The following is a 26,180-nucleotide window of genomic DNA, read 5'->3' on the forward strand; positions in this document are numbered from 1 at the left end:
CCTAGTACTCCATCTGCCACATGTAGCGGCGCACCGAGAGGGCGTGGCCGCGGTCGTGCGCGAGCGCCTCGACCATCACGCGGATGACGGCGCCGAGGACCTCGGGGGCGAGGTACTCGCGAACGCGGGCGTCGAGGTCGCCAAAGTCGAAGTCGTTCTCGTCGATGACAAAGAGGCGCTCGGAGAACTTCTGCGCAAACGCCAGGGCGCGCTCGTCGAGGAAGCGGGTGGCGCCGTTGCCCACCGTGATCACGAACGGGACGTCGAAGTCGGTCACCTCGAACGGGCCGTGGAAGTACTCACCGGAGTGGATGCAGTTGGAGTGGATCCACTGCATCTCCATGAACAGGCAGATGGCAAGGGAGTACATCTCGCCGTAGTTGGCGCCGGAGCCCATCGTGTAGATGACGGGGGCGCGCTTGTTGTCGCTGGCAAACTTGGTCGCGACCTCGCGGTACTTCTCGGCGGCGGCGTTCTTGACGTCGGCGAGGCCGTCGATGGCGTCGGCGCCGCTCTGCCAGACGTCGGCGTCGGCGGGATCGAGGACGCGCAGCAGCTCAAACCAGAGCCGCGACATAACCGAGCCGCTCTTGTCGCTGTCCGCGGCCTCGGGGCCGTGGTCATAGTGAATGGGGTACTGGGCGGCCTTCCACAGCGGGGAGTCGACCTCGTTGGAGAAGGCGATGGAGACGGCGCCGGCGTCGGTGGCCTTCTGGGCGGCCGCGACGGTCTCGGGGGTGGTGCCGGAGTGGGAGCAGGTGATGACCACGGACTGGGGGCCAAAGCCCTTGGGCGTGGCGTAGTTGAACTCGTTAGAGGTGTAGATCGCCGCCGGGATGTCAAGCTCGCGGTCGAACATGTACTGAGCGGGCATCATGTTCGCCTGAGAGCCGCCGCACGCGACGAAGTAGACGTTGCTGACCTCCCCCTTCTCGAGACGTTCGGCAACAGCCGCAACAGCCGCCGACACTTGGTCAATGTGCTCCTGCTTCATGTCCAACCCTCTCTCTCGCTGTGTGTACTTGACGTTATATAACGTCATATCCTGAAGATAATCACACATGATCTATCGTCAAGAAGCGACGGGAAAATAGAAACGTTGGGAAACAAAGAGGCCGGTAAACGGAAACATGTGACCCGTCAACGGCTGCTTGGGGGCTAGCGCATCGCGCGTCCTTGTCGACGCTACATCGGGACAGAAAAACGCGCCCGCCCCCAGGGGGGCGGGCGCGCCTGCGCTCCTTTGTTGGGCGGGGCCTGACGGTCCGCCTCGTTGTATGCAGTTTTCGGACAAGACAGGAAGTATCACCTCATCGGTAGCAATTCGCCACCTGCTGTTTTGCCCTCCGGGCACGGGCGATACCCGGCGCCCCCTCAAAAACTGCATACAATGCGAAGTTCCCTACCGCTCGCAGCGCCAGTAGCGCACGGAGTACGGCTTGAGCTCGGATCCGCCGCCAAAGTCGTGCTCCTCGCCCGTGATGAGGTCCACGGCGCGCCCGCACTGGGCGTCGAAGTGCACCGTCGCGGGACTGCCGCTCGCGTTGATTGCCACGATCACGCGCTCCTGCTCGCTTCTCCGCTGGAAGACGAGCTGCTCGGGCTGGCACTGAAGCTGGGTGTAGTCGCCCCACACCAGGGCGTCGCTCTGGGATCGCGCCGAAGCCAGCGCGCAGATCCAGTCGGTGAGCGCGTTCCACTCGGGCGCGTCGAGCGCGGGCCTGATCTCGTGGTCGCCGGGCAGCTGCTCGCCCTCGATGCCCCACTCGGAGCCGTAGTAGACCGCCGGCACGCCGGACATGGCGAAGAGCAGGCCGTACAGCGGCACGAGCTGGTTCTTGTCGTCGAGCTTGGTCGCGATGCGCGGCACGTCATGGTTGTCAACGAAGTCGAGCATGTGACGACCGGTGTAGAGGTCCCACGGGTGGCTACCGCTCTGGCGCTCGAGGGCGTAGGCGATCTCGTGCATGTTGGCGGAGTTCATCGACGACCACAGTCCCTTGTACGCCTCGTAGTTGGTGACCGAGTCGCAGAGGTCCTCCCCCATCCACTGGTTGTAGTCGCCGAACATGGTCTCGCCAACGAGCGGGAACTTCTCGCCCCGCTCCTCGCCGATCTGGTTGGCGAGGGTTCGCAGGGAGCGCAGGTAGCCCTGGTCGAGGCAGTAGGCAACGTCGAGGCGCAGGCCGTCGATGTCAAACTCGCGCACCCAGCCGCGGATGACGTCGGCCAGGTAGTCGTTGAGCTGCTGGTTCCAGTGGTTGAGCTTCACGAGGTTCTGCGCGCCCTCCCAGCAGGTATAGGAGAACCCGTCGTTCCACTGGTTGTTGCCGTTCCAGTCGATCTCGAACCAACCGGCATAGGGGCTCTCTCCGCGACGGGAGAGCACGTCCTGGAAGGCCCAGAAGCCGCGCCCCACGTGGTTGAAGACCCCGTCCAGAAGGACCTTGATGCCGGCGGCGTGGCAGGCGTCCACGACGGCGCGCAGGTCCTCGTTGGTACCCAGGCGGCAGTCGACCTTGGTGTAGTCGCGCGTGTCGTAGCCGTGCGCATCCGACTCGAAGACCGGGTTGAGCAGCAGACAGGTGGCGCCGAGCCGTGCCATGTGGTCAATCCAGCCGTTGTCGACGAGCTGCAGGATGCGGTGCTCGAGCACACCGTCGTTCTCGTACGGGGCACCGGTGAGGCCCAACGGATACACCTGATAGACAAGGGACGGCTCGTACCAGCTCATGGGGGTATCTCCTCTCGTCGACGGCGCGCGGGCACCGGTGTCGGCAGGCCCTCCCCATTCTAGCTGCGCGCCGTTCGCCTATTTTTCTGCTGGCGAGCGGTCGGGGCACGCGATCCGACGCGACGGGGCCGACCGCCCCCCGGGGCGGTCGGCCCGAAACGCCCGATGCGGTGTCGATCAGCGCTCGTAGACGCTGCGACCCCCCACGATCGTGCGCGCGACCTCGTACGACCCGTCGACGAGGACGATGTCCGCCCGCGCCCCCACGGCGATGCGGCCGCGGTCGTTCCAGCCGAACATGCGCGCGGGGTTCTGGGAGAGCGGCTTCGCGGCAAGCTCGACTGGGGCGCCCGTGAACTTCATGAAGTTGCGCAGCGCCGTGGCCTGCGTCAGCGTGGAGCCTGCGCGCACGCCCGTGGAGGCGAGCTTGGCGTCGCCGTCCTCCACCACCACGTCGTTGACGCCGAGCTTGTAGTTGCCGTCGGGCAGACCCGCGGCCATGATGGAGTCGGTGATCCCGAGGATCTTGTCCCAGCCCTTCGCCTTGACGTAGAGGCGCACCGTGCCCGGCACGAGGTGGCGGCCGTCGCAGATGGTCTCCGCGTAGATGTCGCTCTCGAGCGCCACGCCGAAGATGGCGGGCTCGTGCTGGTGGAAGAGGCGCATGGCGTTGCCCACGTGCGTGGCCGCCTTCGCGCCCGCTCGCACGCACTGCCAGGAGAGGTCGTACCCGGCGCCGCTGTGGCCGATCGCGCTCGTGATGCCGAGCTCGGCGAGCTGCGGGATGAGCTCGGGAACGCCGGGAACCTCGGGCGCGAGCGTGGTGTAGAGGATGTGCCCGCCCGCAGCCTCCTGATAGCGGCGGAACAGGTCGACGGACGCCTCGTGCATGAGCAGGTGCTCGGGCATGGCGCCCTTGTACTCGCTCGACAGGCACGGGCCCTCGAGGTGAATGCCGAGAAGCGCGGCGCCGTCGTAGGGGCCGCCCTCGATGACCTGGCGCGCCTGCTCGATGCACCAGAGGGTCTGCTCGGGCGTGTCGGTGAGGATGGAGCAGAGCCACCCGGTGGTGCCCTGGGACGCAAAGAAGCGCCCGATGGCACGCAGGCCCTCGACGTCTGCGGCGTTCACGTCGAAGCCGGCGGCGCCGTGGGTGTGCACGTCAATGAAGCCGGGCAGGGCGAGCAGCCCGCTCGCATCGATGACGGGCAGGTCGCCCGGGTTCTCGAAGGCGGACGAGAGGCGCGTCACGACCCCGTCCTCAACGGTGACGTTGAGCCGCGCGACCTCGTCCCCCACCAGGACGCGCGCCCCGGTGATGTAGCAGCCTGAGAGCATGCTGGCCTCCCTAGTACGCCTGCTGGCGCGCGACGTCGTTCACGTAGATCGCGGCGTCGGGGTGCCCCTGCAGCAGCGTCGCGGGGAACGCCGCGGTGGGCTCGCCGTAGGCAGCGCGGCGCACGACGCCACGGTGCCAGTCGCGGAACACGCCGAGACGGACCTTGCGGGCGCCGAGGATCTCGCGCATGCCGATGGTCACGGCGCGGTGCGGCATGTCCTCGAGGGCGCCGCCGAGGTCGCCGACCGAGTTGGTGGCGCGGGTCTCCGGGTGGATGTCGAGCGCGCGCGTCTCGAGCGCGGCGAACTCCTCGCAGGTCAGCTCGGGCTGCGGCTCGTTGAAGGCGAGGTGCCCGGTGATGCCGATGCCGCCGAAGGCGATGTCGACGCCGCCCAGCTCGTCGATCACGCGCCCGACCCTGGCGGGGTCGTGCGGGTCGGGGAAGACGCGCTGCTCCTCGGGCATGACGAGCTCCGGGTCGATCTTTCCGTAGACGGTGCGGTTCATGAAGCCGCGGAACGACAGCGGGCTCTCCTCGTCGATCCACTCGTCGTCATCGTCGAGGTACTCGTCCATGTTGATAAACCAGCAGTCCCTGAGCGAGATGCGCTGGTCGTTGACCATCTTCACGAAGTAGGGGTAGTGGCCCACGGGCCCCACCGGGCAGATGAAGACGGTCTTCTCGCCGCGGGCGTTGTGCTCGCGAATGGTGCTCACCATCTCGAGCGCCAGGTCGAAGAAGACCTCGGCCGAGTCGTCCGCGATCACGAGCGGGACGCGCGCGTCGCGCCCCAGGTCCTCGGCGGAGATGTGATAGTAGTCCATGCTTCCTCCTTGTCTCGCTTGCGCGAAGCGGCCTCCCCGCGCGGATGGGGAGGGTCACCCTGCTGCGGAGAGGCCGTTGGTCGGGGGTGGTTGAACCCCGTGGAAAGACGCGGTCGGGCGCTACTTGATGGTCTCGTAGAGCTCGTCGGACTCGGTGATGACGTCGGTCAGGACGTAGTCCTCGACGGGCACCTCGGCGTCGATCTGGCCGCCGTCCAGGAAGACCTTCTGCTGGGCCTCGTAGTAGCCGGTGATGACGTCGGTGTGGCCGATGGCGTCGACGGCGCCCTGCCAGTCGCCCTCGCCCGTGGACTGAAGCAGCGTGTCCTCGGGGACGCCGAGCTCGGCGGCGAGAAGCTTGGCGACGTCGTCGATGTGCTCGGCACGGTACACCTTGCCCTTGTCGAGAGCGGCGCCAAAGCGCACGAGGATGTCGTGGTTCTCCTCGGCGTAGTCGGGCAGGCAGACGAAGGAGCCGGGGAAGGCGACCTCGTCGGAGTAGTCGGTGTTGGTGCCGAGAACCAGGTAGTCGTCACCGAGCTGCTCCTCGAGGGTGACCGTGTTGGGCGACCAGGTGGCGGCGGCGTCGATCTGGCCGGAGATGAGGGCGGTGGTCATGCCCGAGACGTCCATCTCGACGGTGCTGATGTCGTCGACGGTCAGGCCGGCGTCGCGCAGCACGTACTGGAGGATGATCTCGGAGGAGGTGCCGGAAGCGACGCCCACCGTCTTGCCGGCGAGGTCGGCGCCGGTCTCGATGCCGTGGGACTTGTTGGCGACGACGCAGTCCGCCTGGGAGAGCTGGTCGAAGGCGAAGATCTTGGCCTGGCCCTGGATGGCGAGGGAGTGGGCGCCGTGGCCGATTTGGGAGATGTCGACGCTGCCGGACTGCATGGCCGTGATCTCGGCGGGGCCGGCCTGGAACTGCTCGGTCTCGACGGTGATGCCGACCTCGTCGAAGTAGCCCTGGTCGATGGCCGAGAAGAGCGTGGCGGCGGAGCCCAGGTTGGGCATGAAGGCGACGTGGAGGGTGACGGGCTCGTACTCGGTCGAGGCGCTGTCGCCCTCGCCCTCGGAGCTGTCTGCGGCGGGCTGCTCGGTGTTGGAGTCGCACCCGGCGAGCACCATGCCGGAGCCCACGACGCCGGCGGCGCCGGCGACCTTGAGGAACGAGCGGCGGGTGAGCTGGTTCATGTCGTGCTTCTTCATTGCGTGTCCTTTCTCGTGGTGGCGAGGCCCTCCTCGCAACCCTCCCGATTCGGGGGACGTCCCCCGCTGATGCCTGTGCTCGGGCGCGCGCCGTCACGCGGCGCTTCGCGCCCTACTTGCGGACGGACAGGTACTCCTGGTAGACCTGGCTCCAGATGTGGTTCTTGAGCTCGAGGAAGCGCGGGCTCATCTTGGTCTCCTGCGTGCGGGGGTACGGGATGTCGATGTCCACGATCTCCTTCACGCGCCCCGGGCGCGCGTACATGATGACCACGCGCTGGGCGAGGATGATGGCCTCCTCGACGTCGTGCGTGATGAAGAAGCAGGTCTTCTGCTCCTTCTCCCACGTCTCGAGCAGCTCGGACTGGAGCTGGGTGCGCGTCTGGGCGTCAAGGGCGCCGAACGGCTCGTCCATGAGGAGGACCTTGGGGTTGACCGCGTAGGCGCGAGCGATGGCGACGCGCTGCTTCATGCCGCCCGAGAGCTCCTTGGGATAGGACTGGACGAAGTCCTGGAGCTCGACGAGCTTGATGTAGCGCAGGGCGATCTCCTCGGCCTCCTTGTCGGACTTGCCCTGGAGCTTGAGGCCAAACTTGACGTTCTCGAGGACCGTGAGCCACGGGAACAGCGCGTACTGCTGGAACACGATGCCGCGGTCGGGACCCGGGCCCGTGACCTCCTGGCCGTCAACGAGCACGCGGCCCTCGGTGGGCTCCTCGAGCCCGCCGATGATGTTCAGGAGCGTGGACTTTCCGCAGCCCGACGGCCCGACGACGCACACGAACTCGTTCTCGTGGATGTCGAAGTTGGCGCCGTTGAGGGCGACCACCTCGCCCTTACGGGTCGTGAACTTCTTGACCACGTTCTCGATGTGCACCTTTACTGCTGAATCGTTTCCTGCCATCCCGTGAACCTCCTCTCAAGGAACCGGACGATCTTCTCGAAGCAGATGCCGATGACGCCGAGCAGGATGATGCCCAGGAGCACGACGTCCATCTGGTAGTAGCCGCTCGCCTGCTGGATCATCATGCCGATGCCCTTGTCGCCGCCGACGATCTCGGACGCCATGAGCGTGGTGAGCGAGGTGGACAGGCCCAGGCGTGCGGCGACGAGGATGAACGGGGTGGAGGCGGGGATGGTGACCTTGAAGAAGATGTCCTTCTGAGTGGCGCCGAGCACGCGCGCCGCCTTGATGAGCGTGACGTCCACGCCCTTGACGCCCTGGTAGATGGTGATGACCATGACCAGGAACGCCGCGATGAAGATGACCGTGATCTTGCTGGTCTGGCCGATGCCGAGGGCGGCGATGATCAGGAAGACGTAGGCCAGCGGCGGGATGTTGCGGATGAACTGGATCCAGGGCTCGACGACGTGGCGGAACGGGTCGTACCACGCCATGAGGAAGGCGACCGGGATCGACACCACGAAGGCTATGCCGAAGCCGGTGAGGACTCGGGAGACCGAGGCCCAGACGTGCTCCCACAGAAGTCCGCTCTCCGCGCGCTCGAGGAAGGCCGCGAGTACCTTCTCGGGAGACGCGAACACCGCGGGCCACGTTCCCGAGGCCGCGAGCCACAGGGCCACGGCGAGCGCCAGGGAGATCAGCGCCCAAGCCCAGCTTGGCACCTTACTCCAGATGGGTACTTTCTTCTCTTTCAATGACGGCCTCCTTAGTTCCATCCCGCCGCCCCCCTCCCCTTCCATGCGCGGAGACGCGACGAGAGCATCCGGCTCGAGCAAGCGGTGCACACAAGAGTTCAAAGCAACAAACGAGGCGAGAAGTACCTGGATGGTTCCGAGCGCTTAATCGTCCGTCACTCAAACGATTAAGTTACTGTCATGAAAACACAGCGACCTCGGAATTCCTAGTGTAAAGTTTCCTTAATGTCCGCTTGTGGCCAATTTGGTACCGCTCAGCACGTAGTACGTCGTTTACCTCGATAAACGGTTGGTTTTTGGAGGTGAGCGCAATTCTCCAAGTTCTTCTCGTCCCAAGCGCCGCGTCATGGTAAACAAGTACTATCTCACTTAAACGTAAAAGTGAGATTGGTGGATGGGAGGCGAGATGGGCAGGCGAACCACGCTCAAAGACGTCGCGAGGGAGGCCGGGGTCACTGCCGCCACCGTCTCTTACGTGATCAACAACACGCCCGGCCAGACCATACGGCCGGAGACGCGGCGGCGCGTGCTCCAGGCGGTCGAGCGGCTCAACTACATGCCCAACGCCCACGCGCGCACGCTGCGAAGCCGTACCATTCCCTGCGTCGGCGTGGTCATCCGCAAGAACCTCGCGGTCCCGCGCTTCAGCCAGATGGCCTACGGCATCCAGACGCGCCTCGAGCTCGACGGCTACAACGTGCTGCTGCTGGGCAACAAGCGCGACTCGCTCGGCCACGCGGACTACGCGAGCGCCTACCTCGCCGGTCGCGTGGGCGGCATCATCTTCATCGGGACCGAGAACGAGGGCCCCGACCGGGACAGCCTCGAGCTCCTCGCCAAGGAGTCGGCACCGCTCGTCGTCTTCGACGGGCAGAGCCCGGCGGACGACCACAGCACCGTCGACCTCGACTACCAGGGCGGCGCCCGCCTCATCACCACGCGCGTGCTCGAGCGCGGGTGCCGGCGCGTGCACTACCTGCGCCCGCAGATCGAGACCGCCCAGGAGCGCCTGCGCGAGCAGGGGGTGCGCGACATCTGCCAGGCCTCGGGAGCGCGGCTCATGGTCCGCGAGATGCCCATCAGCCTCTCGAACCTCGACGTCTGGGACGAGCGCTACTCCGTGGGCAACACGGACGCGGGCATTCACCTCAGCAAGGAGTTCCTCGACGCCATGACCGACCTGCGCTCCGAGGTTCGCCCCGGGGACGCCGTTATCTCCAGCTGGGCGACCTGGACGCACTACTTCCGCAAGGTGGACCATCGCCGCAACATCGTCTACGCCGAGCTCGCCAACAACGGAGAGAGCTGGCTCGCCGCGGACTTCTACACCCGCCTGCCCAACTACGAGGCGGGCATGGCCTGCGCCGACGAGGTGCTCTCGCTCATGCGCGGGGGCGCCCCCTCGGCGCGCACCCTGAGGCTCGCCAATGTCGTTGAGGCCCGCCTCGACGACGTCGAGGCGACCTGAGGGCACAGCCCCGCGAGCGCGGGGCACGCAGTCATGTCAGCGCCCGGGCTGAGCCGGGCACGAACAAGGAGATGGTCACATGGCACTCGTTCCGCTCAAGCCCGTACTGGACGCCGCCCGCCGCGGGGGCTACGCGCAGGGCGCGTTCAACGTCAACGCGGTCTGCCAGGCCAAGGCCGTCATCGAGGTCCACGAGATGCTGCGCAGCGCCGCGATCCTGCAGGGGGCCGACCTCGCCAACGCCTTCATGGGCGGGCGCGCCGACTTTGCCAACGGCACGGTCGAGGACAAGATCGTGGGCGCCAAGAACATCGGCGACGCCGTGAAGAAGTACGGCGAGAAGAGCCCCATCCCGGTGGTCCTGCACCTCGACCACGGCCGCGACATGGAGAGCGTCAAGGCGGCCATCGCCGGCGGCTACACCTCCGTCATGATCGACGGCTCGTCGCTGCCGCTCGAGGAGAACATGGAGCTCACGCGCGAGGTCGTCAAGTACGCCCACCCGCGCGGCGTCTCCGTCGAGGGCGAGCTCGGTGTGCTGGCCGGCGTGGAGGACCACGTCTTCGCCGCGTCGAGCACCTACACCAACCCGCTCACGGCCGTCGAGTTCGTGCGCAACACCAAGGTCGACGCGCTCGCCATCAGCTACGGCACCATGCACGGTCCCTCCAAGGGGAAGGACGTCAAGCTCCGCCGCGAGATCCCGATCGCCATCCGGGAGTGCCTCGCCCACGAGGGGCTCGACTGCGCGCTCGTGAGCCACGGCTCCTCGACCGTCCCCGCCTACATCGTGCGCGAGATCAACGCCCTCGGCGGCAACATCCAGAACGCCTACGGCATCAGCCTCTCTGAGCTCAAGGCCGCCATCCCCGCCGGCATCAACAAGATCAACGTCGACACCGACATCCGCCTCGCCGTCACCCGCAACATGCGCGAGCTCTTCGCCACGCGCCCCGAGCTGCGGGAGAGCCCGTCGATCGGCGGCGTCTACCAGCTGCTGACGGAGCACCCCGAGAACCCCGACCCGCGCGCCTTCCTCCCGCCCGTCTACGACACCGTCATGTACGGCGTGGTCAAGGACGACGACCGCGCGGCGCTCGTCGCCGCCATCGAGGCGGGCGTCAAGGAGGCCGTGGCGACGCTCATCGTCGAGTTCGGCAGCTACGGCCACTACCCCGACGTCGAGCTCGCCACGCTCGACGAGATGGCCGAGCGCTACCAGAAGGCGGGGATCTAGCATGGCGGCCGACGCGCTTCTCGTCGTGCACGGAGGCGGCCCGACCGCCGTCATCAACGCATCGCTCTACGGCGCCGTCGACGAGGCGCTCCGCACGCCCGGCGTGGGGCGCGTGCTGGGGGCCCTGGGGGGCGTGGGCGGCATCACCGAGGGCAGGCTCGTGGACTTCGGGCAGGTCCCCCGCGAGACGCTCGACCTCCTGCCCTTCTCGCCCTCCTCCGCCATCGGCACGAGCCGCAAGCCCCTCGAGGACGAGGACTACCGCCAGATCGCGCGCGCCCTCGGCGAGCAGGGCGTCAGGTGGCTGCTCTGCACGGGCGGCAACGGCACGATGGACACCTGCGGCAGGATATGGCGCGCCTGCGGCGAGGAGGGCGTGCCCATCGACGTGGTGGGCATCCCCAAGACCATGGACAACGACATCGCCGTCACCGACCACGCGCCGGGCTTCGCGAGCGCCGCGCGCTACATGGCGGCCACCGTCTCGGCGATCTGCTGCGACGTGCGGGGGCTCCCCATCCACATCGTAATCGTGGAGGCCATGGGGAGGAACGCCGGATGGGTCACGGCGTCGAGCTGCTTTGCCGACGAGTCCGGGACCGGCGGGCCCGACCTCATCTACCTGCCCGAGCGCCCCTTCGACGAGCGCTCGTTCCTCGACGACGCCCAGCGCCTCATCGACCGGAAGGGCTGCGGCGTGGTCGTGGTGAGCGAGGGCCTGCACACCGCCGACGGGACGCCCGTGGCCCCGCCGCTCATGAGCGTCGGGCGCGCCACCTACTTCGGCGACGTCTCCGCGCACCTCGCTCGGCTCGTGATCTCCGAGCTCGGCTACAAGGCCCGCTCCGAGAAGCCCGGCCTCATCGGGCGCGCCTCCATCGCCTGGCAGAGCCCCGTGGACCGCGAGGAGGCCATCGGCTGCGGCCGGGAGGCGGTGCGCGCCGTGCTGGAGGGCGACTCCGGCACCATGGTCGGCATCGAGCGCGTCTCGACCAGCCCCTACGAGTCCCGCCTCACGCGCATCCCCATCGAGCGGGTCATGCTCGACGAGCGCACCATGCCCGACGAGTTCATCAACGAGCGCGGCAACGGCGTCACCGACGCCTTCAGGACCTGGTGCCGGCCGCTCCTGGGCCCGGCGCTGCCCCGCTTCGCGAGCTTTGCCTGAGCCGCCAGCAGAAGAACAGGAGAACCCATGAAGCACATCTTCCTCAACCTCAAGCGCTTCGACATCACGCCCGAGCGTGGCGGCGTCAACCGCCTGGCCGAGCCCGCGCGCTGGGGCGAGACCGTCGCCTCCTCCATCAGGGGCGTGGCCGAGAAGTACGCGGACGTCGCGGAGTTCGCGGCGTTCCTGCCCGAGGCTCACCTCATCGGCGCCTGCGCGGGCGCCGCGGGGAGCCCGCTCGGCATCGGCTGCCAGGGCGTCCACGTGGCCGACACCGCCCCCGGCGGCAACTTCGGCGCCTTCACCACGCTGCGCACCGGCAACTCCGTTGCCCAGCTCGGCTGCGGCTGGGCGCTCGTCGGCCACTGCGAGGAGCGCATGAACCTGCGCGCCCTCATGGGCGAGACCGGCGCCGACCCGGCCGACGTCGAGCCCGCGATGAGCCGCGTCCTCGCCCGCGAGGTCCGCGCCGCCCAGGCCGCTGGCCTCAAGGTCCTCTTCTGCATGGGCGAGCGCGAGGAGGAGGTCGACGACTGGGAGGCGGTCCTCACCGCACAGGTCACGCAGGGCCTCGACGGCGCCGACCTCGGCGGCGTCCGCATTGCCTACGAGCCCGTCTGGAGCATCGGCCCCGGCAAGACGCCCGCCGACGCGCCCTACATCACCAAGGTCGCCCGCCTCGTCAAGAGCGTCGTCCCCGGCGTCGACGTGGTCTACGGCGGAGGCCTCAAGGCCGACAACGCGGAGATGCTCGCCGGCATCCCCGAGATCGACGGCGGCCTCATCGCGCTCACGCGCTTCACCGGAGAGATCGGCTTCTACCCGGAGGAGTACGCCCAGATCGTCGAGCTCTACCTCAAGTAACGTGCAAAGGGGACAGGCACTTTTGCACGCCCGCCCCACAGAAAGGAAACGACATGCATCTGGACTTTGAGTACGGCAACGGCATGATGGGCGCCGACCTGCCCGACAGCACCGACGTCTTCATCACCGGGGAGACCGTGAAGGACCCCGAGTGCCTGCCCCAGGACTGGGACAGCCTCTACGCGGCCACCCTCGAGAGCATTCGCAACCCCATCGGCATGGAGCCCCTCGCCGACCTCGCCCATCCCGGCGCCAAGGTCGTCATCGTCATCCCCGACATCGTGAAGGGCGGCACGCAGCCCACCTCCCACCGCAAGGTCGCCATCCGCGCCTGCCTCGACGAGCTCTTCGCAAACGGCGTCAGGCACGACGACGTCCTTCTCCTCTTCTCCAACGGCCTGCACCCCCGCACCTCCACCGCGGAGGCCAGGCAGATCCTCGGCGAGGACCTCTACAACGAGTTCGAGGGCACCGGCCAGATCACGAGCCATGACTCCGAGGACTACGACCACCTCGTCGACCTCGGCTACACGGCGCAGGGCGACCACGTCATCATGAACAAGTACGTCTACGACGCGGACATCGCCATCCTCATCGGCCACACCCAGGGCAACCCCTACGGCGGCTACTCGGGCGGCTACAAGCACTGCGCGACCGGCATCACCCACTGGCGCTCCATCGGCGCCCACCACGTGCCGCGCGTCATGAGCCGCCCGGACTTCGTGCCCGTCTCCACCAACTCCCTGATGCGCGACAAGTTCGACCAGCAGGGCATGTTCATGGAAGAGAAGATGGGCAAGAAGTTCTTCTGCTGCGACGCCGTGCTCGACACCTGGAGCCGCCAGATTGCCATCTTCTCCGGCTATGCGGCCGAGATGCAGCCCCTGAGCTGGGCCGTGGCGGACAAGCGCACCTACGTGCACTGGGCCGAGAAGAAGTACGACATCGTGGTCATGGGCATGCCCACCAACTTCCACTACGGCGACGGCATGGGCACCAACCCCATCCAGATGATGCAGGCCGTGTCCGCCCAGGTCATCCGTCACAAGCGCATCCTCTCCGACCACTGCGTCTTCGTGATCGCGAGCTACTGCAACGGCTGGTTCCACGACGAGCGCTGGCCCTACCTGCGCGAGCAGTGGGAGCTCTGGCAGTCCGACAAGATGAACACCCTGGACGAGATGATCAAGTACGGCGAGTACTTCGCCACCAACCAGGAGTACATCCGCAAGTACCGCTTCGCCAACGCCTTCCACCCGTTCCACGGCTTCAGCATGATGACCTGCGGCAACCTCGCCGAGAAGTACCTCAGCGCCACCTACATCGTGGGCGCGCAGAAGCCGGGTATCGCCCGCACCATGGGCCTCAAGACCCGCCCGACCTTCGAGGAGGCCATCGCGGACGCCACGCGCAAGTTCACCGATGGCAACCCCAACATCCTGGCGCTGCCGCACGCGTACAACCGCGCCGTGCCGCACCTCTGCATGAAGGACCCGTCCCAGAACAGCCACTTCCGCGACGACGCGCCTGCGCACCCCTGCGGCTGCTAGGGGCGCGGGATGCTTCGCCTGAACGAGAACCACCTGGGCGCGCGGGTGACCTCCGACGAGGTCTCCCGCGCCTCGGGCGCCCATTCTGACGTGCTCGCCCGCTGCCAGGCCGGCGAGGAGCGCCACGCGGGGTCACTCGGATGGCTCCACGTCGACGACTGGGCCTCCGACGAGCGGCTCGACCGCATCGAGGAGCTCGCAGGGCGCCTGCGCGAGGCGGCGGACACCTTTGCCCTCATTGGCGTCGGCGGCTCCAACAACGCCGCCCGCGCGGCACTCTGCGCGCTGGGGGCGCGCGACGGCTCGCTCGACGGGACGCACCGCGTGGTCTACGCGGGCAACACGCTCTCTGCCTTTGAGCTGCGACGCGTTCTGGAGGACCTCGAGGGGCGCAACGTGGTCATAGACTGCGTGGCCAAGAACTTCGAGACCCTCGAGCCCGGTTCCTCGTTTCGCCTGCTCCGCCAGTGGCTGGTCGGTCGATACGGCCCGGAGGGGGCAGCCCGCCGCATCGTCTGCTGCGGCACGCCCGGCTCTCACCTCGATGACCTCTGCCACGAGCACGGGTACGAGTTCACGACCTTCCCCGAGCCGGTCGGCGGGCGCTACACCGCCCTCACCGAGGTCCACCTGCTGCCGATGGCCTTTGCCGGCGTCGACGTGCGCGCCCTCGTGGCCGGGGCACGCTCCGAGGAGGCGCTCCTGCGCGACCGGACGGCCGACCCGGCGGACAACCCCGCATGGAGATACGCCCTCGTGCGCCGGCTCGCATGGGACGCGGGGCTGCGCGTCGAGCTCCTGAGCTTCTTCGAGCCGCGCTTCCGCTGGTTCTCCAAGTGGTACGAGCAGCTCTTCGGTGAGAGCGAGGGGAAGGACGGCCTCGGCCTCTTCCCCGCCTCCGCCGAGTACTCGGAGGAGCTCCACAGCCTGGGACAGTACGTCCAGGACGGCACGCACCAGCTCATGGAGACCTTCCTCGACGTCATGGAGCCCGGCCCGCTCGACTCGCTCGTCCTTGGCGGCTCGGACATCGACGACCGTTTTGGCTACCTCGACGGATGCGACTTCTGGGAGATCAACAAGGCGAGCTTCACCGCCTCGCGAGCGGCGCACGCCCGCACGCTCCCCTGCCCCACCATCGAGCTCGACCGCGTTGACGAGGAGCACCTCGGGCGGCTCTTCTACTTCTTCATGTTCTCCTGCTACCTCTCGGCCGAGCTCCTCGGGGTCAACCCCTTCGACCAGCCCGGCGTCGAGGCCTATAAGCAGCTCATGTTCAGGACGCTCGGGAGATAGCACGACCCAGAGCGCAGCGGCGCCGGCCGGGTCCCTCGAGACCTGGCCGGCGCCGTTTTACATGGGGCGAGAAGGACCTTGGGTCGCCCACGTACGGGGGGAGGGGCCCCTCGCGGGACCCCTCCCCCATCGGACCTCCCTCGGGGCGGAGACTACTCCCTCAGGCCGGTCCAGTCCTCGAAGCGGGTGTCGCCGACGCGCTCGTAGTCGTGCGCGTTGGTGGCCTCCACCACGTCGAAGAAGGCGTAGTGGCCCCGGCCGAGGTCGACGAACGTCTTGAGCTCGTCGAGGTGCTCGGTGGCCCACACCGTGTCGCAGGAGCGCCACAGCATGCGGTTGGTCACCATGGTGGCCTGGCCGCGGGTGATCGTGTCGTCCGGGCCGAAGCGGCCGGAGCCGTCCTGGTAGCCGTAGATCCAGCCGAAGGAGGTGGCGCCCACGACGTAGTCGCGGTACCAGGCGTCCTCGGGCACGTCGACGTAGGGGTTCTCGCCGTCGAACTCGCCGTTCGAGAACCTCATGGAGATGGCCACGAACTCCGCGCGGGTGATGGCGCGGTTTGGCTCGAAGGTCTCAGGGCTCGTGCCGTTGAGGATCCCGCGGGAGGCGAGCACCCTCACCGGCTCGGCGTAGTAGGCGCCATCCGGGACGTCCTCGAAGGCCACGTCCCTCTCGCCCATCGACTTGTCGAGCAGCAGGTTGTAGAACATCTGCGCGACCTCGGCGCGGGTCATCGGGTTCTCCGGGCCGAAGGTGAACGAGCCGTCGCCGTAGCCGTGGAGGAACGCGATGTGGTCCGAGGCGTTCAGCCAGTCGGAGACGCCGGTCTCGTCGGGGCTCGCCGGGTCGTTGCCCCTCATGAACGTGACGGAGATGGTGTGGTCGGCCCTGACGTCCTCGAAGGTGTAGGAGGAGCCGAGCTGGCGGTAGTCGTGGCCGTCGATGACGACGTTGCCGATCGTGTAGCCCTCGTCGGGCTTGATGGTGAACGTCTTGTCGGCGCCCTCGCGGACGCTCACGGTGCCGGACGGGCTGATGGAGCCGCCCTCGCCAGCAGAGGCCTCGATCTTGTAGTACTTGGTTGCGGTGCCGCCACCGCCGCCCTGGTTGCCGCCGCCGTTGTCATAGTCCCACACGAGCGCGTAGGGCGAGAAGTTACCCTCGGCGACGTGGAACTTAATGCCGTTAGCGGTCTTCTCAAAATCGGTCGCAACATCATCGGTCACGTCGACCAGGGTGGTGTTGGTGATGTCATTGGGATTGAAGCCGGACTTATCGCCATCGCGATGCAGGCCAGAGAAATGGAGAATCTTGAAGTCGGTGCTTTGATCTGTACCCTCGGGATATGCCCAGTAGATGTCTACGCCCTCGCTTGACTTAACCCACGCGTTGCCGTTGTGGTTATCAACGAGGTCAAGGTACCTGATCTCGCTCTTGAAGCCGTCATCAATGTAGTCCTTACCGTCAATCTCCTGCTCGAGGAGCCGGGTGCGGTTGACATCATCATCGATGATACCGTCGAAAAGCAGGGAGATGCCGGTAGTGTCATCCACAACCACATCAGTTTCGTTCAGTGTGTACTCAGTGGTGCTTTCAGCGACGGCAACGGCGCTGCCCTCCCTGAGCTTCTGCTGAGGAGCACTGTTGGTGACATCCGTGAGCGTGGCTGCATTATCGGGCTCATCAACCGCGCGGACCGTCAGCACGCCCTCACCGGTCTCGACGGCGTACCGAGTGCCGTTAGCGTCGGTTGCAGACGGCACGGTATCGCCATCAAAGATGGCTGTGGTGAGCTCGTTGAAGGAGTCCTCGGTGGCCTGGAACTCGTCTTTTGTCACGATCGTACCGTCATCCTTGTACTGAACGCGAACCTCATCGCTCCCTTCAGTGGGCTCAAGGGTGTAGAGGCCGTCCTCCATGGTCTCGGTAACCGTCCAGGTGTTTTCACCGTTGGTGATGGTCATACCATCGGGGTCGACGCCCTCAGGTGCAGTGACGTTGTACATGGGCTCGGGCAGAGAAGCTGCCTCAGCGGCTGTACCATTCCTATCGACAACACCCTCATAACCGCTCTCGCCGCCCTCATAGATGGTCATGTTAGCCGGAGTGACCTTAATGGTGCCGGCGGGCTCAGGATCGGGAGTGTCTGAACCGTCATTGCAGATCACATTAAATGTGACCTTTGCATCATCGGCCACCCAGTCTTTCCCATCGTAAACCAGCGTGACTGTCTTCGTATCCTTCTCGTCGTCGAGGCGATGGGGAACGTTACCGCAGTCACTTTCGAACGTGTTAATAAACTGACCAGAGTAAATCTCTATCGTTGCCGTGTAGTTCGTGCCGTTGCTCCCAATGCCAAGGAAGGCATAGCCGCCCTCGACGTCCGCAACGCCATAGGTAGCGCTCTTCGTGCTGTGCGTGGCCTTATCGTTTACGCAACTTACGTTGACCGCGCCCCTCAGAAGAATCTCGATCTCATCTTCTGACAAGGTAGGTACGTCCACGTCTGATGTATCATCACACATGACCGTAAACTCAATCGGACTGTTATCCTCAACCGTCCAAGCGCCCTTGTCGAAGTCGTAGGCCATCGTTACGGACTTAGCTTCATCCGAGCAGGTATGGAGCACACCAGTATCGATTACGTACTGATATACATATGCCTCGGGGAAAACGGTGAAAGTGTAGTTGAATACACCATCCACGAGGGCCAGGCTGCCGTTCAGGACAACCCCGCCATCCTTTGCCTCATATGTCTTCGGCTCGTGTCCAGACTTTACGTTGTTGCACACGATTTTGACAAGTTCGTTTCCAAAGGCATTGTTAATATCCTCGTAACTCGGAACGTTCACGCAAGTCACGGCGATGTTGACTGTGCTCGGCTCAGAAAGCTTCCAAGCTCCTTCCTCAATATCGTAGAGAAGCTGAACGAGTATTTCAGCAGACTGACTCTTAGCGCGGACGTGAGCGCAACTAACATCATTGCCAAACCGCTCAACGTATTTGTCCGCCTTGATAATGAGGGGGAAGACGTAGCCGTTCGCACCCTCCTTGACTTCACCTGTCGCGTCATAAGAATCAGCAATCAGTCCGTACGGCTGATTTCCATGATTGGCGGCGTCATTGTTGCAGGAGACAGTAATCTTGTCTGCGAAGAGTTCCGAAATCTGCTCTTCCGTCGGCGCATCAGGCCCGGCGTCACACATCACGTTGAGCACGAGCGGAGACTCCCCCTCATCGGGAACCCAGGCAGACCCGTCATGCTTGAATACAATGGTCCTGTCCCCACTATCCAGTGTGTGCCCGTCAGCGATATCCGTATTATAATAGTTAACGTACTCATGCTCATTATTGATGGTTACAGTCATAGAACGAGATGTGCCGCTGCCAGTTACATCTGAAATGGAGAGATCTTCCGCATCCTTGCTCATCGGATACTTTTTATCTCCATGTTCGGCAACCCTGTTGTCACAGGAAACGAGTACCTCTGCACTAATTTCAGCAAAGTCTTCTTCAGTGGTTGGCTTTTCAGCCTGGCGAACCTGGTCAATTTCGAGCGTAGGGTTTGTGAGCGCAGTCTTAACCGACATGGTGATAACGTTGCCAAGATAATAGCCCGACGTTCCCTCACCCTCGTCACCAGATATCATGGTGTTGGTGTGAGCCAGGTCTCCCTGATACCACTTCGACGCCTCATAACCAGGGTCACAAATTGCCGTTATGGTCAATGTCGTATCTATGGGAAGCGTTTGGTCATCAAAATCAAGTGCCGATGAACCATTAGTAACACGATGGGTGTACGTACGCTTCTCTTCCGTTATCGGATCGGTGCCCTCATAGGAGACTGTATACCCCTCTACATGCTCGTAGGGATTATTGTCCTTCAAATGAGGAAGATTTCTCGCCAATACGTTCAAGAAGAAGCTCTCGTCCTCGTCAAATGTATAGAGGTAAACCTTGAGAACGTTTGAGTAGTTCTTTTGCGGGAGCTCGTCATCTCCAAAAAACACCCAGCTGAATTGCTGATTCCAGCCCGCAGAAGAAAGGTCCGCTTCTAAATCATACGACCTCTCCTCACCGTGATAATAAAATCCTGATTCAGGAGTAAAACCAAGATTCCCATGAACTCCTTCGCCATTTGTTCCGCCGTTAATCTTGGGAAGCTGAACTCTGGCAACTGGCTCAGCTTCATCGTTTACATACACTTCGACGGTCATTTTGAAGCCATCGCTATCAGGCATATAGCTGATGGTTCCATAAGGTGTTTGATGGGAACCGCTATTGTCAGCGGTCACGGTCTCCACGGCGAGCGCGGTCTTTGGCGCCACAACAAACGCAAGCGCGAAGAACGCCGCCATGACGACTGTCATGCAGGAGCGCAATCTCTTGCTCATTTCTCTCTCCTCTCTTACTTTTCCCTGGGCGAGGGCTCGTCCTCGCCCTCCTCGTTCTGTCGTGGGGCCTCTCCCCACAGGTCGCTATGTCCAGGCGCAGCGAGCGCGCCAGTGTTGTCTTGCAAACCGGGCATCTGCCCGATCACCGCCCGGTACAAGCTGGAGACCTGCCCCCCGCTCTCGTCGAAGTTCATCTCGGTCTCGATGAGCCCCTCTCGGCGCAGGGAGGCGATGCAGCGGTCGATGGTCTTGACGTTGCGGCCAACGAGGTCGGCGAGCTGACGCTTGGTGCAGCGCACGCCGCCGTTGAGCACCGTCTCCCCTGCGATGAGGTACAGCAGCATCTCCTGCGTCCTCGTGAAGCGATGCTTCTTGGGACCGCGACGATGGGGGTCGCTGCTCACGACGGGGCTTCTCTCGAGGTCGCACAGAAAGTCGACGGACCTCTCGGCGACCGTCGCGACGCCCTTTTCACTTGACATGGAGAAACACCCCCTCGGGGGCGTGCGTGGTCCTGCCGCGCAGTGGGCACCGTCCGGCTCCGGACGCCCCGGGCGTCCGATCGGTCAGAAACGTGTGCGCGCGACAGACCCTCATGACGCACCCCTCCCCGCTGAATCAAAAAGCAGACGTTTTGGAGGGGGTGTGCTTAAATCACAGACTGTCTAGGTATCTGAAGAGAACCTGCAGTTTCTCGTGTGGGCAGACGTAGCGTCAAAGGAGATAAAAACGTCTACCTTTTGTGCCTGCCATGGTCGTTATTATTTCGTAAGCGGGTAATGGGGATCCTGCCTCGGCTACGCGTCGCGCATCCAGCGCAGGAACGTCGCGCGGGAGACGCCGCACATCATCGCCGCCTCAGCCGCAGTCAGCTCGCGCGCGCCGTACGCTCGCCGCGCGTGCTCGAATGCCTCGGGGCGCTCGATGCGCGGGCGGCCAAAGCGCACCCCTCGAGCCCGCGCCGCCGCGATGCCCTCGGCCTGGCGCTGGCGGATGTTGTCGCGCTCCACCTGTGCCACGTAGGAGAGCAGCTGGAGCACGATGTCGGCGATGAGCTCGCCGGTGAGGCCCCCGCGGTCCTCGCGTGTGTCCAGGAGCGGCATGTCGAGCACGACGATGCGCGCCCTGCGCTCCTTGGTGAGGCAGCGCCACTCCTCGATGATGTCCTGGTAGCTCCTGCCGAGCCGGTCGATGCTCTTGATCACGAGCGTGTCGCCCGCGCGCAGGCGCCGGACGAGCCGCTGGTAGCTCGGGCGGCAGAAGTCGCGCCCGCTCGCCTTGTCGCAAAAGATGTCACGCTCGCTGACCCCAAACTCGCGCAGCGCGTCGATCTGGCGGGCAAGGTTCTGGTCGCGCGTCGAGACGCGCGCGTACCCGAAGACGCGCTCCCCCCGAGCGCCCTTCTCGCCCTTGTCGCTCCGCTTCTCCCCCATGGCTTTCCTCTCTGTTCGCTTCCATACAGAAAGGCCCGGACGACTCCGGGCCATAGAGAAAGCCATACCCATGTTTGGCCCGCTATCATGCGGGGGGTGTCTCTATGGTTTTGTCAACCCCTCGAGGAGATTTCGGCATGCCGCGGCGCGCCCGGCGGGCGGGCGCTTTTCCAGGTGGTCCTGAGGGGTCCTAGGCCGCCTGGTAGGGGACCCGGTCGCGCATGATGGCGTAGATCACCTTCAGGCGCTTGCGGGCGACCGCCTTGAGCGCCTTGTTGTGCCGCATGCCGCGCCCCCGGCACTCCTCGTAGTACCTGCCGAACTCGTTCTTCGTCCCGACGAGGGAGTTGCACGAGAATACCAGCAGGTTCTTGAGGGGCTTGCTCCCGCCCCGCTTCGGCCTCGTCGACCTGGCGCTCGTGCCCGACTGGCTGTCGGCGGGCGCGATGCCGCAGTAGCTGGCGAGCTCGTCGTGGCTGCGGAACATCGTCACGTCGACCGAGGCCACGAGCGCGGCGGCTGTCCTGGGGCCGACTCCGGGCACCGTGAGCAGGGCCTCGTAGGTCGCGTCCCCCTCGAGCAGCTCCCCGATGGCCGCGTCGAGGGCGGCGACCTCGGCGTCGCGGGCGAGGACCTGGCCCGCGAGCATGGAGGCGAGCGCCCCCTCGGCGCGGACCTCCGGGCGCGACGCCGCGGAGGCGGAGAGCGCCTCCCAGAACGCGTCCTCCCTGCCGCCGCGCGCGCCGGCGAGCTCGCGGTAGCGCTCCACGCCCGCCGCCGCGCAGCCGTGGGCCGACCCGAGGGCGGCGAGCACCTCGAGCTGCCAGCGCCTGGACGGGTCGAGCGCCGCCTCGAGGGCCGGGTCGGCCTCGAGGAGCACGGCCCGGAGCCTGTTGAGCGACTCGGTGCGCCCCTTCACGCAGAACGCGCGCTGCGACGAGAGCATCCTGAGCGACGCGCGCCTCTCGTCCTCCTCGGGGACCTCGCGCAGCGCCCAGGGCATCCCGAGCGCCGTCCGCGCGATCACCTCCGCGTCCAGCTCGTCGGTCTTGGCCGTCGCCGGGAACATCTCGCGGGCCTGCTTCTCCGCCCTCCCGGGCAGGTCGGCGACGCGCATACCCGCGGCGCGCGCCCTGGCGAGCACGAGCGCGCCGGTGGTGCGCCGCTGGTCGCCGACGGCGAGGGCGCCGGCGCCCGCCTCGGCGAGCACGCGGTCGATCGCCGCGGGCCGGTTGTCGACCCGCTCGCTGAGGACGGCCTCGCCGCCGGCGCCGACGCCGAAGGCCCAGTGGAACGACTTGCCGACGTCGAAGCCGACCACGGCGGCGGGGGCCCTCTTCCTGCGTCTTCCCATGGTGTATCCTCCAATCAGGTCGGCCGGCCCGACTCCGCCGCGGGGTCGACAGCCACATTACCCGGCCGTGGCGCCGCGCGCCCGGCACTTCTCTATCAGTCGTCTCCCGCGGCCCCTCCGCCCCGGTGGCAGCACCCCCCGGGCCCTCGCAGGGCAGGGGAAAAGGGCCATCCGGGGCGGTGGGCCGGCGGCCCCGAGGGGCCTGGCACCATGGTATTTCCCAGATCGGAGAGTGAAAAAAGGAGCCGCCCTCGGGACGGCTCAAACTGTAATGGGGATAACAGAGTGCGACGCGACGGCATCTGCCCCTGGCCCGCGTCAGGCCGACGGTGGCAGGACGCTAGCTGTTGCGAACCCGGCCGCGAAGCTCCCGAACGATGATGCCGTGGGCCTCGTCGCGCGCCGCAGCGAAGAAGTCCGCGGAGAGCAGCTGGTAGTCGGGAGTGCCGCTGACGTGCTCCAGCTGGTTCTTCCGCACGATCTGCTCTGCCGCCTCCACGGCGGCGCGGGCGTCGCGCTCCAGGATGGTGTAGGGTCCGAAGTCGGCGCACTGCCCGAGCAGCGCGTCGTCGACGCGAGGCACGAGTGCGATGTCGAGCGTCCGGCCGAAGAGCGCAAAGTCGCCCTGCTTGCCCACACGTGCCCGCTCGCCGGGGGCAACGCCAATGCGCTCGAGGTAGACACGGGTGTGGGCATTGTAGACGTGGTCGCAGACCAGGTGCGCCCACGCCCCGAGGGTGAGGTCGCTCACATGCTCGTGGCGCGCGACGTAGAAGTCCCAGAACTCGTCCGCACGAGGCAGCGGGATGTGCTCGCGCAGCGCGTGGTGCGTGAGCTTGTAGTCGATGCGGTACGTGGTGTCCGGCACCATGTACCCCACGTAGATGTCGGGCGCGAGGTTGCCCAGGAGAAACGCGTTGACGTCGCGGATGCCGAGGGCCTCGGCCCCCTCCTCGCGAAGGAGCCGCTCGACGTGCGCGGTATGTATGTTCCAGCTCGGCATGTGGGCTATGGTAGCACGTCGGGGACAAGGGGCGCTGACGGAACCCGCGGGGACTCAGGGGGAGGCCTCGAGGCTTCCCCATCTTGCGTCGTCACCTCACGAACGAGCCCCCGGACGCTCCGAAGAGCGCCGGGGGCCCTGTGTGCGGCAACACGCGACGCGCCCGCTCGTCCTTCTCCCTAGGAGCGGACCTCGCCACCAGTGGACTTGCAGACCTTGTTCACGAGGCGCTCGTGGGCCTTCTCGACCTCCTCGGAGGTGAGGGTGCGGTCGGCGGCGCGATACGTGAGCGAGAACGCCATGGACTTCTTGCCCTTGCCCACGCGCTCGTCGTCGCGGTAGACGTCGAAGAGGCGCACGTCGGCGAGCAGCTTGCCGCCCGCGGAGCCGATGCGCTGCAGGAGGGTCTCGCAGGTCACGGACTCGTCGACCACGATGGCCAGGTCGTGCGTAACGCCCGGGAAGGTGGGGACGTCAACGTAGGGGAGCTCGTCGGCCGCGAGGCGGAGCAGCGCCGCCTGCGAGAGCTCGAAGGCCACCACCGGCACGTCGATGCCCATGGCGCGGAGGCCGCGCGGGTGCACGTTGCCCACCCAGCCGAGGACCTGGCCGCCGGCCATGACCTCGGCCGCGCGGCCGGGCTGGAGCCAGGGGTAGGTCTCGGGGTCGGCGACCTTGAAGCGGACCTTTGCGAGGCGCAGGGCGGAGAGCAGGGCCTCGACCACGCCCTTGGCGTCGTAGAAGTCGTACTCGTCGAAGCGCTGGTTCCACGCGTCGTCGGCCCTCCTGCCGGCCATCACGCCGCACACGTAGCTCGGCTCGTCGGGCTGGCTCCTGTTCTCGTGCCCGAAGAAGACGCGGCCGATCTCGTAGAGCGCCACGTTGGGGACGCCGTGGTCGAGGTTGTACGCCACGGAGCGAAGCAGGCCCGGCAGCATGTCGCGGCGCATCTCGGACTGCTCGGCCACGAGCGGGCGGATGATCTTCACCGGCACGCCGCGACCCGTCTCGGGGATGCCCAGGGCGCTGAGGTCCTCGGGGGCTGCGAAGCAGTACGTGGAGGTCTCGGAGAGGCCGCACGCGCGCAGGGTTGCGCCGATCCTGCGGACGCGACGCTGCTCGGGGGTGAGGCCGCCGGCGTGGTTCTTCGCGGCGGGGATGGTGGGCTCGATGTCACCCTCGCCCCACAGGCGCACGACCTCCTCGATGAGGTCGACCTCGCGCGTGAGGTCGGGTCGGTTGGTGGGCGCCGTCACGACGTAGTGCTCGACGTCGTTCTTCTGCACGGAGCAGCCGAGGCGCTCGAGGCGCGAGGTGATGAAGGAGTTGGTGATCGGGGCGCCGGCGAGCGAGCGGGCGCGGTACGGGCGGAAGTCGATCCTCACGGGCTCGTCGTCCTTCTCGCCGGGGTAGACGTCCACGATGCCGGGGCAGACCTCGGCGCCGCAGCACTCGGCGAACAGCGCAGCGGCGATCTCGGCGACGTTGGCGCAGTTGGTGCCGTCCACCTTGCGCTCGTAGCGGATGGAGGCCTCGCTCATGAGGTCGAGGTTGCGGCTCGTCCGGGAGGTGTGGCCGCTCGAGAAGTTGGCGCTCTCGAGCAGGACGTCGGTGGTCTGGTCCGTGATCTCGGAGTCGAGGCCGCCCATGACGCCGGCAAGCGCGATCGGGGTCCTGCCGTCATCGGTGATGAGGCACATGTCGGAGGTCAGCGTGCGCTCCTGGCCGTCGAGGGTCACGAGCTTCTCGCCGTCGGCCGCGGCGCGCACCACGATGTGGCGCTTGCCGTCGCGCTCGGTGAGTTTGCCGAGGTCGAAGGCGTGGAGCGGCTGGCCGGTCAGGTACATCACGTAGTTGGTGACGTCGACGACGTTGTTGATCGAGCGCCCACCGGCGGCTGCCACGCGGCGCGCGAGCCACTCGGGGGAGGGGCCGATCTTGACGCCGCGCACCACGCGGGCGGTGTAGCGGCTGCAGAGCTCCGGGTCGTCGATGGTCACGTCGACGAGGTCGGAGGCGCTGGGGCCGGACTCCTCGGTGACGTGCGGCAGCTCGATGTGGGTGTCCACGTCGAGCATGGCGGAGACCTCGGTGGCGATGCCGGTCATGGAGAGGCAGTCGGGGCGGTTGGGCGTGATCTCGCAGTCGATCACGGTGTCCGACATGCCGAGGTAGTCGGTGAAGTCCATGCCCACCGGCGCGTCCTCGGGCAGGATCATGATGCCCTCGTGGTCGGAGCCGAGGCCGAGCTCGCGGGCGGAGCAGTTCATGCCGCAGGACTCGACGCCGCGCAGCTTGCTCTTCTTGATCTTGAAGTCGCCGGGCAGCACCGCATCGATCATGGCCGTGACGATGTGGTCGCCCTCGTTGAAGTTCTGGGCGCCGCACACGATCTGGAGCGGGACGGGGTTGCCGTCGGCGTCCACGTTCTTGTCGCCGACGCTGACCTGGCAGAGCCACATGTGATCCGAGTCGGGGTGAGGCTTCTTGCTCACGACCTGGGCGGTGACCACGTGCTCGAGGTTGGCGCCGACCTTCTCGACGGCCTCGACCTCGGTGCCGGTGCGGGTGAACTCGGCGACGAGCTCCCTCGGGTCGTCGGGCACGTCCACCATGGACTTGAGCCACTCATATGAGATGCGCATGT

At 66.0% G+C, this 26,180-nt stretch carries 19 protein-coding genes; 6 read left to right on the plus strand and 13 right to left on the minus strand.

What is annotated here, in order from left to right; all coding sequences use genetic code 11:
• Position 1 precedes the first annotated feature (1 nt).
• From BQ7106_RS05955 to BQ7106_RS05985, 7 genes are all read right to left on the minus strand, one after another.
• Positions 2–994 (minus strand): SIS domain-containing protein, encoded by a 993-nt coding sequence (locus BQ7106_RS05955; protein ID WP_072372903.1) that lies wholly within the window; start codon positions 992–994, stop codon positions 2–4.
• A gap of 408 nt (positions 995–1,402) precedes the next feature.
• Entirely contained in the window at positions 1,403–2,734 is a 1,332-nt protein-coding gene (locus BQ7106_RS05960; RefSeq protein WP_072372906.1) for an alpha-amylase family glycosyl hydrolase, read from the minus strand.
• A 177-nt stretch (positions 2,735–2,911) separates the two neighbouring features.
• Positions 2,912–4,072 (minus strand): N-acetylglucosamine-6-phosphate deacetylase, encoded by a 1,161-nt coding sequence (gene nagA, locus BQ7106_RS05965; protein WP_072372909.1) that lies wholly within the window; start codon positions 4,070–4,072, stop codon positions 2,912–2,914.
• A gap of 10 nt (positions 4,073–4,082) precedes the next feature.
• Entirely contained in the window at positions 4,083–4,898 is an 816-nt protein-coding gene (locus tag BQ7106_RS05970; RefSeq protein ID WP_072372912.1) for a sugar phosphate isomerase family, read from the minus strand.
• Positions 4,899–5,018: 120 nt separating this feature from the next.
• Positions 5,019–6,107, minus strand: coding sequence for a substrate-binding domain-containing protein (locus BQ7106_RS05975; protein ID WP_083526938.1), 1,089 nt, complete (start codon positions 6,105–6,107; stop codon positions 5,019–5,021).
• A 112-nt stretch (positions 6,108–6,219) separates the two neighbouring features.
• Positions 6,220–7,011 (minus strand): ABC transporter ATP-binding protein, encoded by a 792-nt coding sequence (locus tag BQ7106_RS05980; RefSeq protein ID WP_072372915.1) that lies wholly within the window; start codon positions 7,009–7,011, stop codon positions 6,220–6,222.
• Complete coding sequence (locus tag BQ7106_RS05985) at positions 6,987–7,733, minus strand: ABC transporter permease (RefSeq protein WP_240307447.1); 747 nt, start codon at positions 7,731–7,733, stop codon at positions 6,987–6,989. Before BQ7106_RS05985 ends, BQ7106_RS05980 begins: the two co-directional genes overlap by 25 nt.
• A gap of 439 nt (positions 7,734–8,172) precedes the next feature.
• On the opposite strand from BQ7106_RS05985, the gene BQ7106_RS05990 reads away from it, so the two are divergent.
• The 6 genes from BQ7106_RS05990 to BQ7106_RS06015 all read left to right on the plus strand — a co-directional run bounded on the left by BQ7106_RS05990 (position 8,173) and on the right by BQ7106_RS06015 (position 15,349).
• A complete protein-coding gene (locus BQ7106_RS05990; protein ID WP_072372921.1) occupies positions 8,173–9,234 on the plus strand; it encodes a LacI family DNA-binding transcriptional regulator in 1,062 nt (353 codons plus the stop codon).
• Between the two features lie 79 nt (positions 9,235–9,313).
• Entirely contained in the window at positions 9,314–10,471 is a 1,158-nt protein-coding gene (locus tag BQ7106_RS05995; RefSeq protein WP_072372924.1) for a class II fructose-bisphosphate aldolase, read from the plus strand.
• 1 nt (position 10,472) lies between these two features.
• Positions 10,473–11,639: a diphosphate--fructose-6-phosphate 1-phosphotransferase gene (locus BQ7106_RS06000; RefSeq protein WP_072372927.1), complete on the plus strand. Its 1,167-nt coding sequence runs from the start codon at positions 10,473–10,475 to the stop codon at positions 11,637–11,639.
• 27 nt (positions 11,640–11,666) lie between these two features.
• Positions 11,667–12,503, plus strand: coding sequence for a triose-phosphate isomerase (locus tag BQ7106_RS06005; protein WP_072372930.1), 837 nt, complete (start codon positions 11,667–11,669; stop codon positions 12,501–12,503).
• Between the two features lie 53 nt (positions 12,504–12,556).
• Positions 12,557–14,053: a lactate racemase domain-containing protein gene (locus BQ7106_RS06010; RefSeq protein ID WP_072372933.1), complete on the plus strand. Its 1,497-nt coding sequence runs from the start codon at positions 12,557–12,559 to the stop codon at positions 14,051–14,053.
• A 9-nt stretch (positions 14,054–14,062) separates the two neighbouring features.
• Entirely contained in the window at positions 14,063–15,349 is a 1,287-nt protein-coding gene (locus BQ7106_RS06015) for a glucose-6-phosphate isomerase (RefSeq protein WP_072372936.1), read from the plus strand.
• 152 nt (positions 15,350–15,501) lie between these two features.
• Here the strand turns inward: BQ7106_RS06015 and BQ7106_RS10835 are convergent, their stop codons facing one another.
• The 6 genes from BQ7106_RS10835 to pheT all read right to left on the minus strand — a co-directional run bounded on the left by BQ7106_RS10835 (position 15,502) and on the right by pheT (position 26,178).
• Complete coding sequence (locus BQ7106_RS10835; protein ID WP_129583809.1) at positions 15,502–19,743, minus strand: S-layer homology domain-containing protein; 4,242 nt, start codon at positions 19,741–19,743, stop codon at positions 15,502–15,504.
• A 14-nt stretch (positions 19,744–19,757) separates the two neighbouring features.
• Complete coding sequence (locus BQ7106_RS06025; protein ID WP_072372940.1) at positions 19,758–20,225, minus strand: helix-turn-helix domain-containing protein; 468 nt, start codon at positions 20,223–20,225, stop codon at positions 19,758–19,760.
• A 315-nt stretch (positions 20,226–20,540) separates the two neighbouring features.
• Positions 20,541–21,176 (minus strand): recombinase family protein, encoded by a 636-nt coding sequence (locus BQ7106_RS06030; RefSeq protein ID WP_072372942.1) that lies wholly within the window; start codon positions 21,174–21,176, stop codon positions 20,541–20,543.
• Positions 21,177–21,366: 190 nt separating this feature from the next.
• Positions 21,367–22,530 (minus strand): IS110 family RNA-guided transposase, encoded by a 1,164-nt coding sequence (locus tag BQ7106_RS06035; RefSeq protein WP_072372944.1) that lies wholly within the window; start codon positions 22,528–22,530, stop codon positions 21,367–21,369.
• A 340-nt stretch (positions 22,531–22,870) separates the two neighbouring features.
• Positions 22,871–23,533, minus strand: a complete 663-nt coding sequence (locus BQ7106_RS06040; protein WP_072372946.1) for a hypothetical protein — start codon at positions 23,531–23,533, stop codon at positions 22,871–22,873.
• A gap of 179 nt (positions 23,534–23,712) precedes the next feature.
• Complete coding sequence (pheT, locus tag BQ7106_RS06045) at positions 23,713–26,178, minus strand: phenylalanine--tRNA ligase subunit beta (protein WP_072372948.1); 2,466 nt, start codon at positions 26,176–26,178, stop codon at positions 23,713–23,715.
• Positions 26,179–26,180 lie beyond the last annotated feature (2 nt).

It is taken from the genome of Thermophilibacter mediterraneus (assembly GCF_900119385.1).
GTDB classification, from domain to species: Bacteria; Actinomycetota; Coriobacteriia; order Coriobacteriales; family Atopobiaceae; genus Thermophilibacter; species Thermophilibacter mediterraneus.

Excerpts from the sequence above, each read along its gene's own strand:
- BQ7106_RS06005 (WP_072372930.1), top strand. The coding sequence starts at position 11,667 with ATGAAGCACATCTTCCTCAACCTCAAGCGCTTCGACATCACGCCCGAG.
- BQ7106_RS10835 (WP_129583809.1), bottom strand. The coding sequence starts at position 19,743 with ATGAGCAAGAGATTGCGCTCCTGCATGACAGTCGTCATGGCGGCGTTC.
- pheT (WP_072372948.1), bottom strand. The coding sequence starts at position 26,178 with ATGCGCATCTCATATGAGTGGCTCAAGTCCATGGTGGACGTGCCCGAC.
- BQ7106_RS06010 (WP_072372933.1), top strand. The coding sequence starts at position 12,557 with ATGCATCTGGACTTTGAGTACGGCAACGGCATGATGGGCGCCGACCTG.
- BQ7106_RS06040 (WP_072372946.1), bottom strand. The coding sequence starts at position 23,533 with ATGCCGAGCTGGAACATACATACCGCGCACGTCGAGCGGCTCCTTCGC.
- BQ7106_RS05995 (WP_072372924.1), top strand. The coding sequence starts at position 9,314 with ATGGCACTCGTTCCGCTCAAGCCCGTACTGGACGCCGCCCGCCGCGGG.
- BQ7106_RS06000 (WP_072372927.1), top strand. The coding sequence starts at position 10,473 with ATGGCGGCCGACGCGCTTCTCGTCGTGCACGGAGGCGGCCCGACCGCC.
- BQ7106_RS05975 (WP_083526938.1), bottom strand. The coding sequence starts at position 6,107 with ATGAAGAAGCACGACATGAACCAGCTCACCCGCCGCTCGTTCCTCAAG.
- BQ7106_RS06025 (WP_072372940.1), bottom strand. The coding sequence starts at position 20,225 with ATGTCAAGTGAAAAGGGCGTCGCGACGGTCGCCGAGAGGTCCGTCGAC.
- BQ7106_RS06015 (WP_072372936.1), top strand. The coding sequence starts at position 14,063 with ATGCTTCGCCTGAACGAGAACCACCTGGGCGCGCGGGTGACCTCCGAC.
- BQ7106_RS05970 (WP_072372912.1), bottom strand. The coding sequence starts at position 4,898 with ATGGACTACTATCACATCTCCGCCGAGGACCTGGGGCGCGACGCGCGC.
- BQ7106_RS06030 (WP_072372942.1), bottom strand. The coding sequence starts at position 21,176 with ATGGGGGAGAAGCGGAGCGACAAGGGCGAGAAGGGCGCTCGGGGGGAG.
- BQ7106_RS05955 (WP_072372903.1), bottom strand. The coding sequence starts at position 994 with ATGAAGCAGGAGCACATTGACCAAGTGTCGGCGGCTGTTGCGGCTGTT.
- BQ7106_RS05990 (WP_072372921.1), top strand. The coding sequence starts at position 8,173 with ATGGGCAGGCGAACCACGCTCAAAGACGTCGCGAGGGAGGCCGGGGTC.
- BQ7106_RS05960 (WP_072372906.1), bottom strand. The coding sequence starts at position 2,734 with ATGAGCTGGTACGAGCCGTCCCTTGTCTATCAGGTGTATCCGTTGGGC.
- nagA (WP_072372909.1), bottom strand. The coding sequence starts at position 4,072 with ATGCTCTCAGGCTGCTACATCACCGGGGCGCGCGTCCTGGTGGGGGAC.
- BQ7106_RS05980 (WP_072372915.1), bottom strand. The coding sequence starts at position 7,011 with ATGGCAGGAAACGATTCAGCAGTAAAGGTGCACATCGAGAACGTGGTC.
- BQ7106_RS06035 (WP_072372944.1), bottom strand. The coding sequence starts at position 22,530 with ATGGGAAGACGCAGGAAGAGGGCCCCCGCCGCCGTGGTCGGCTTCGAC.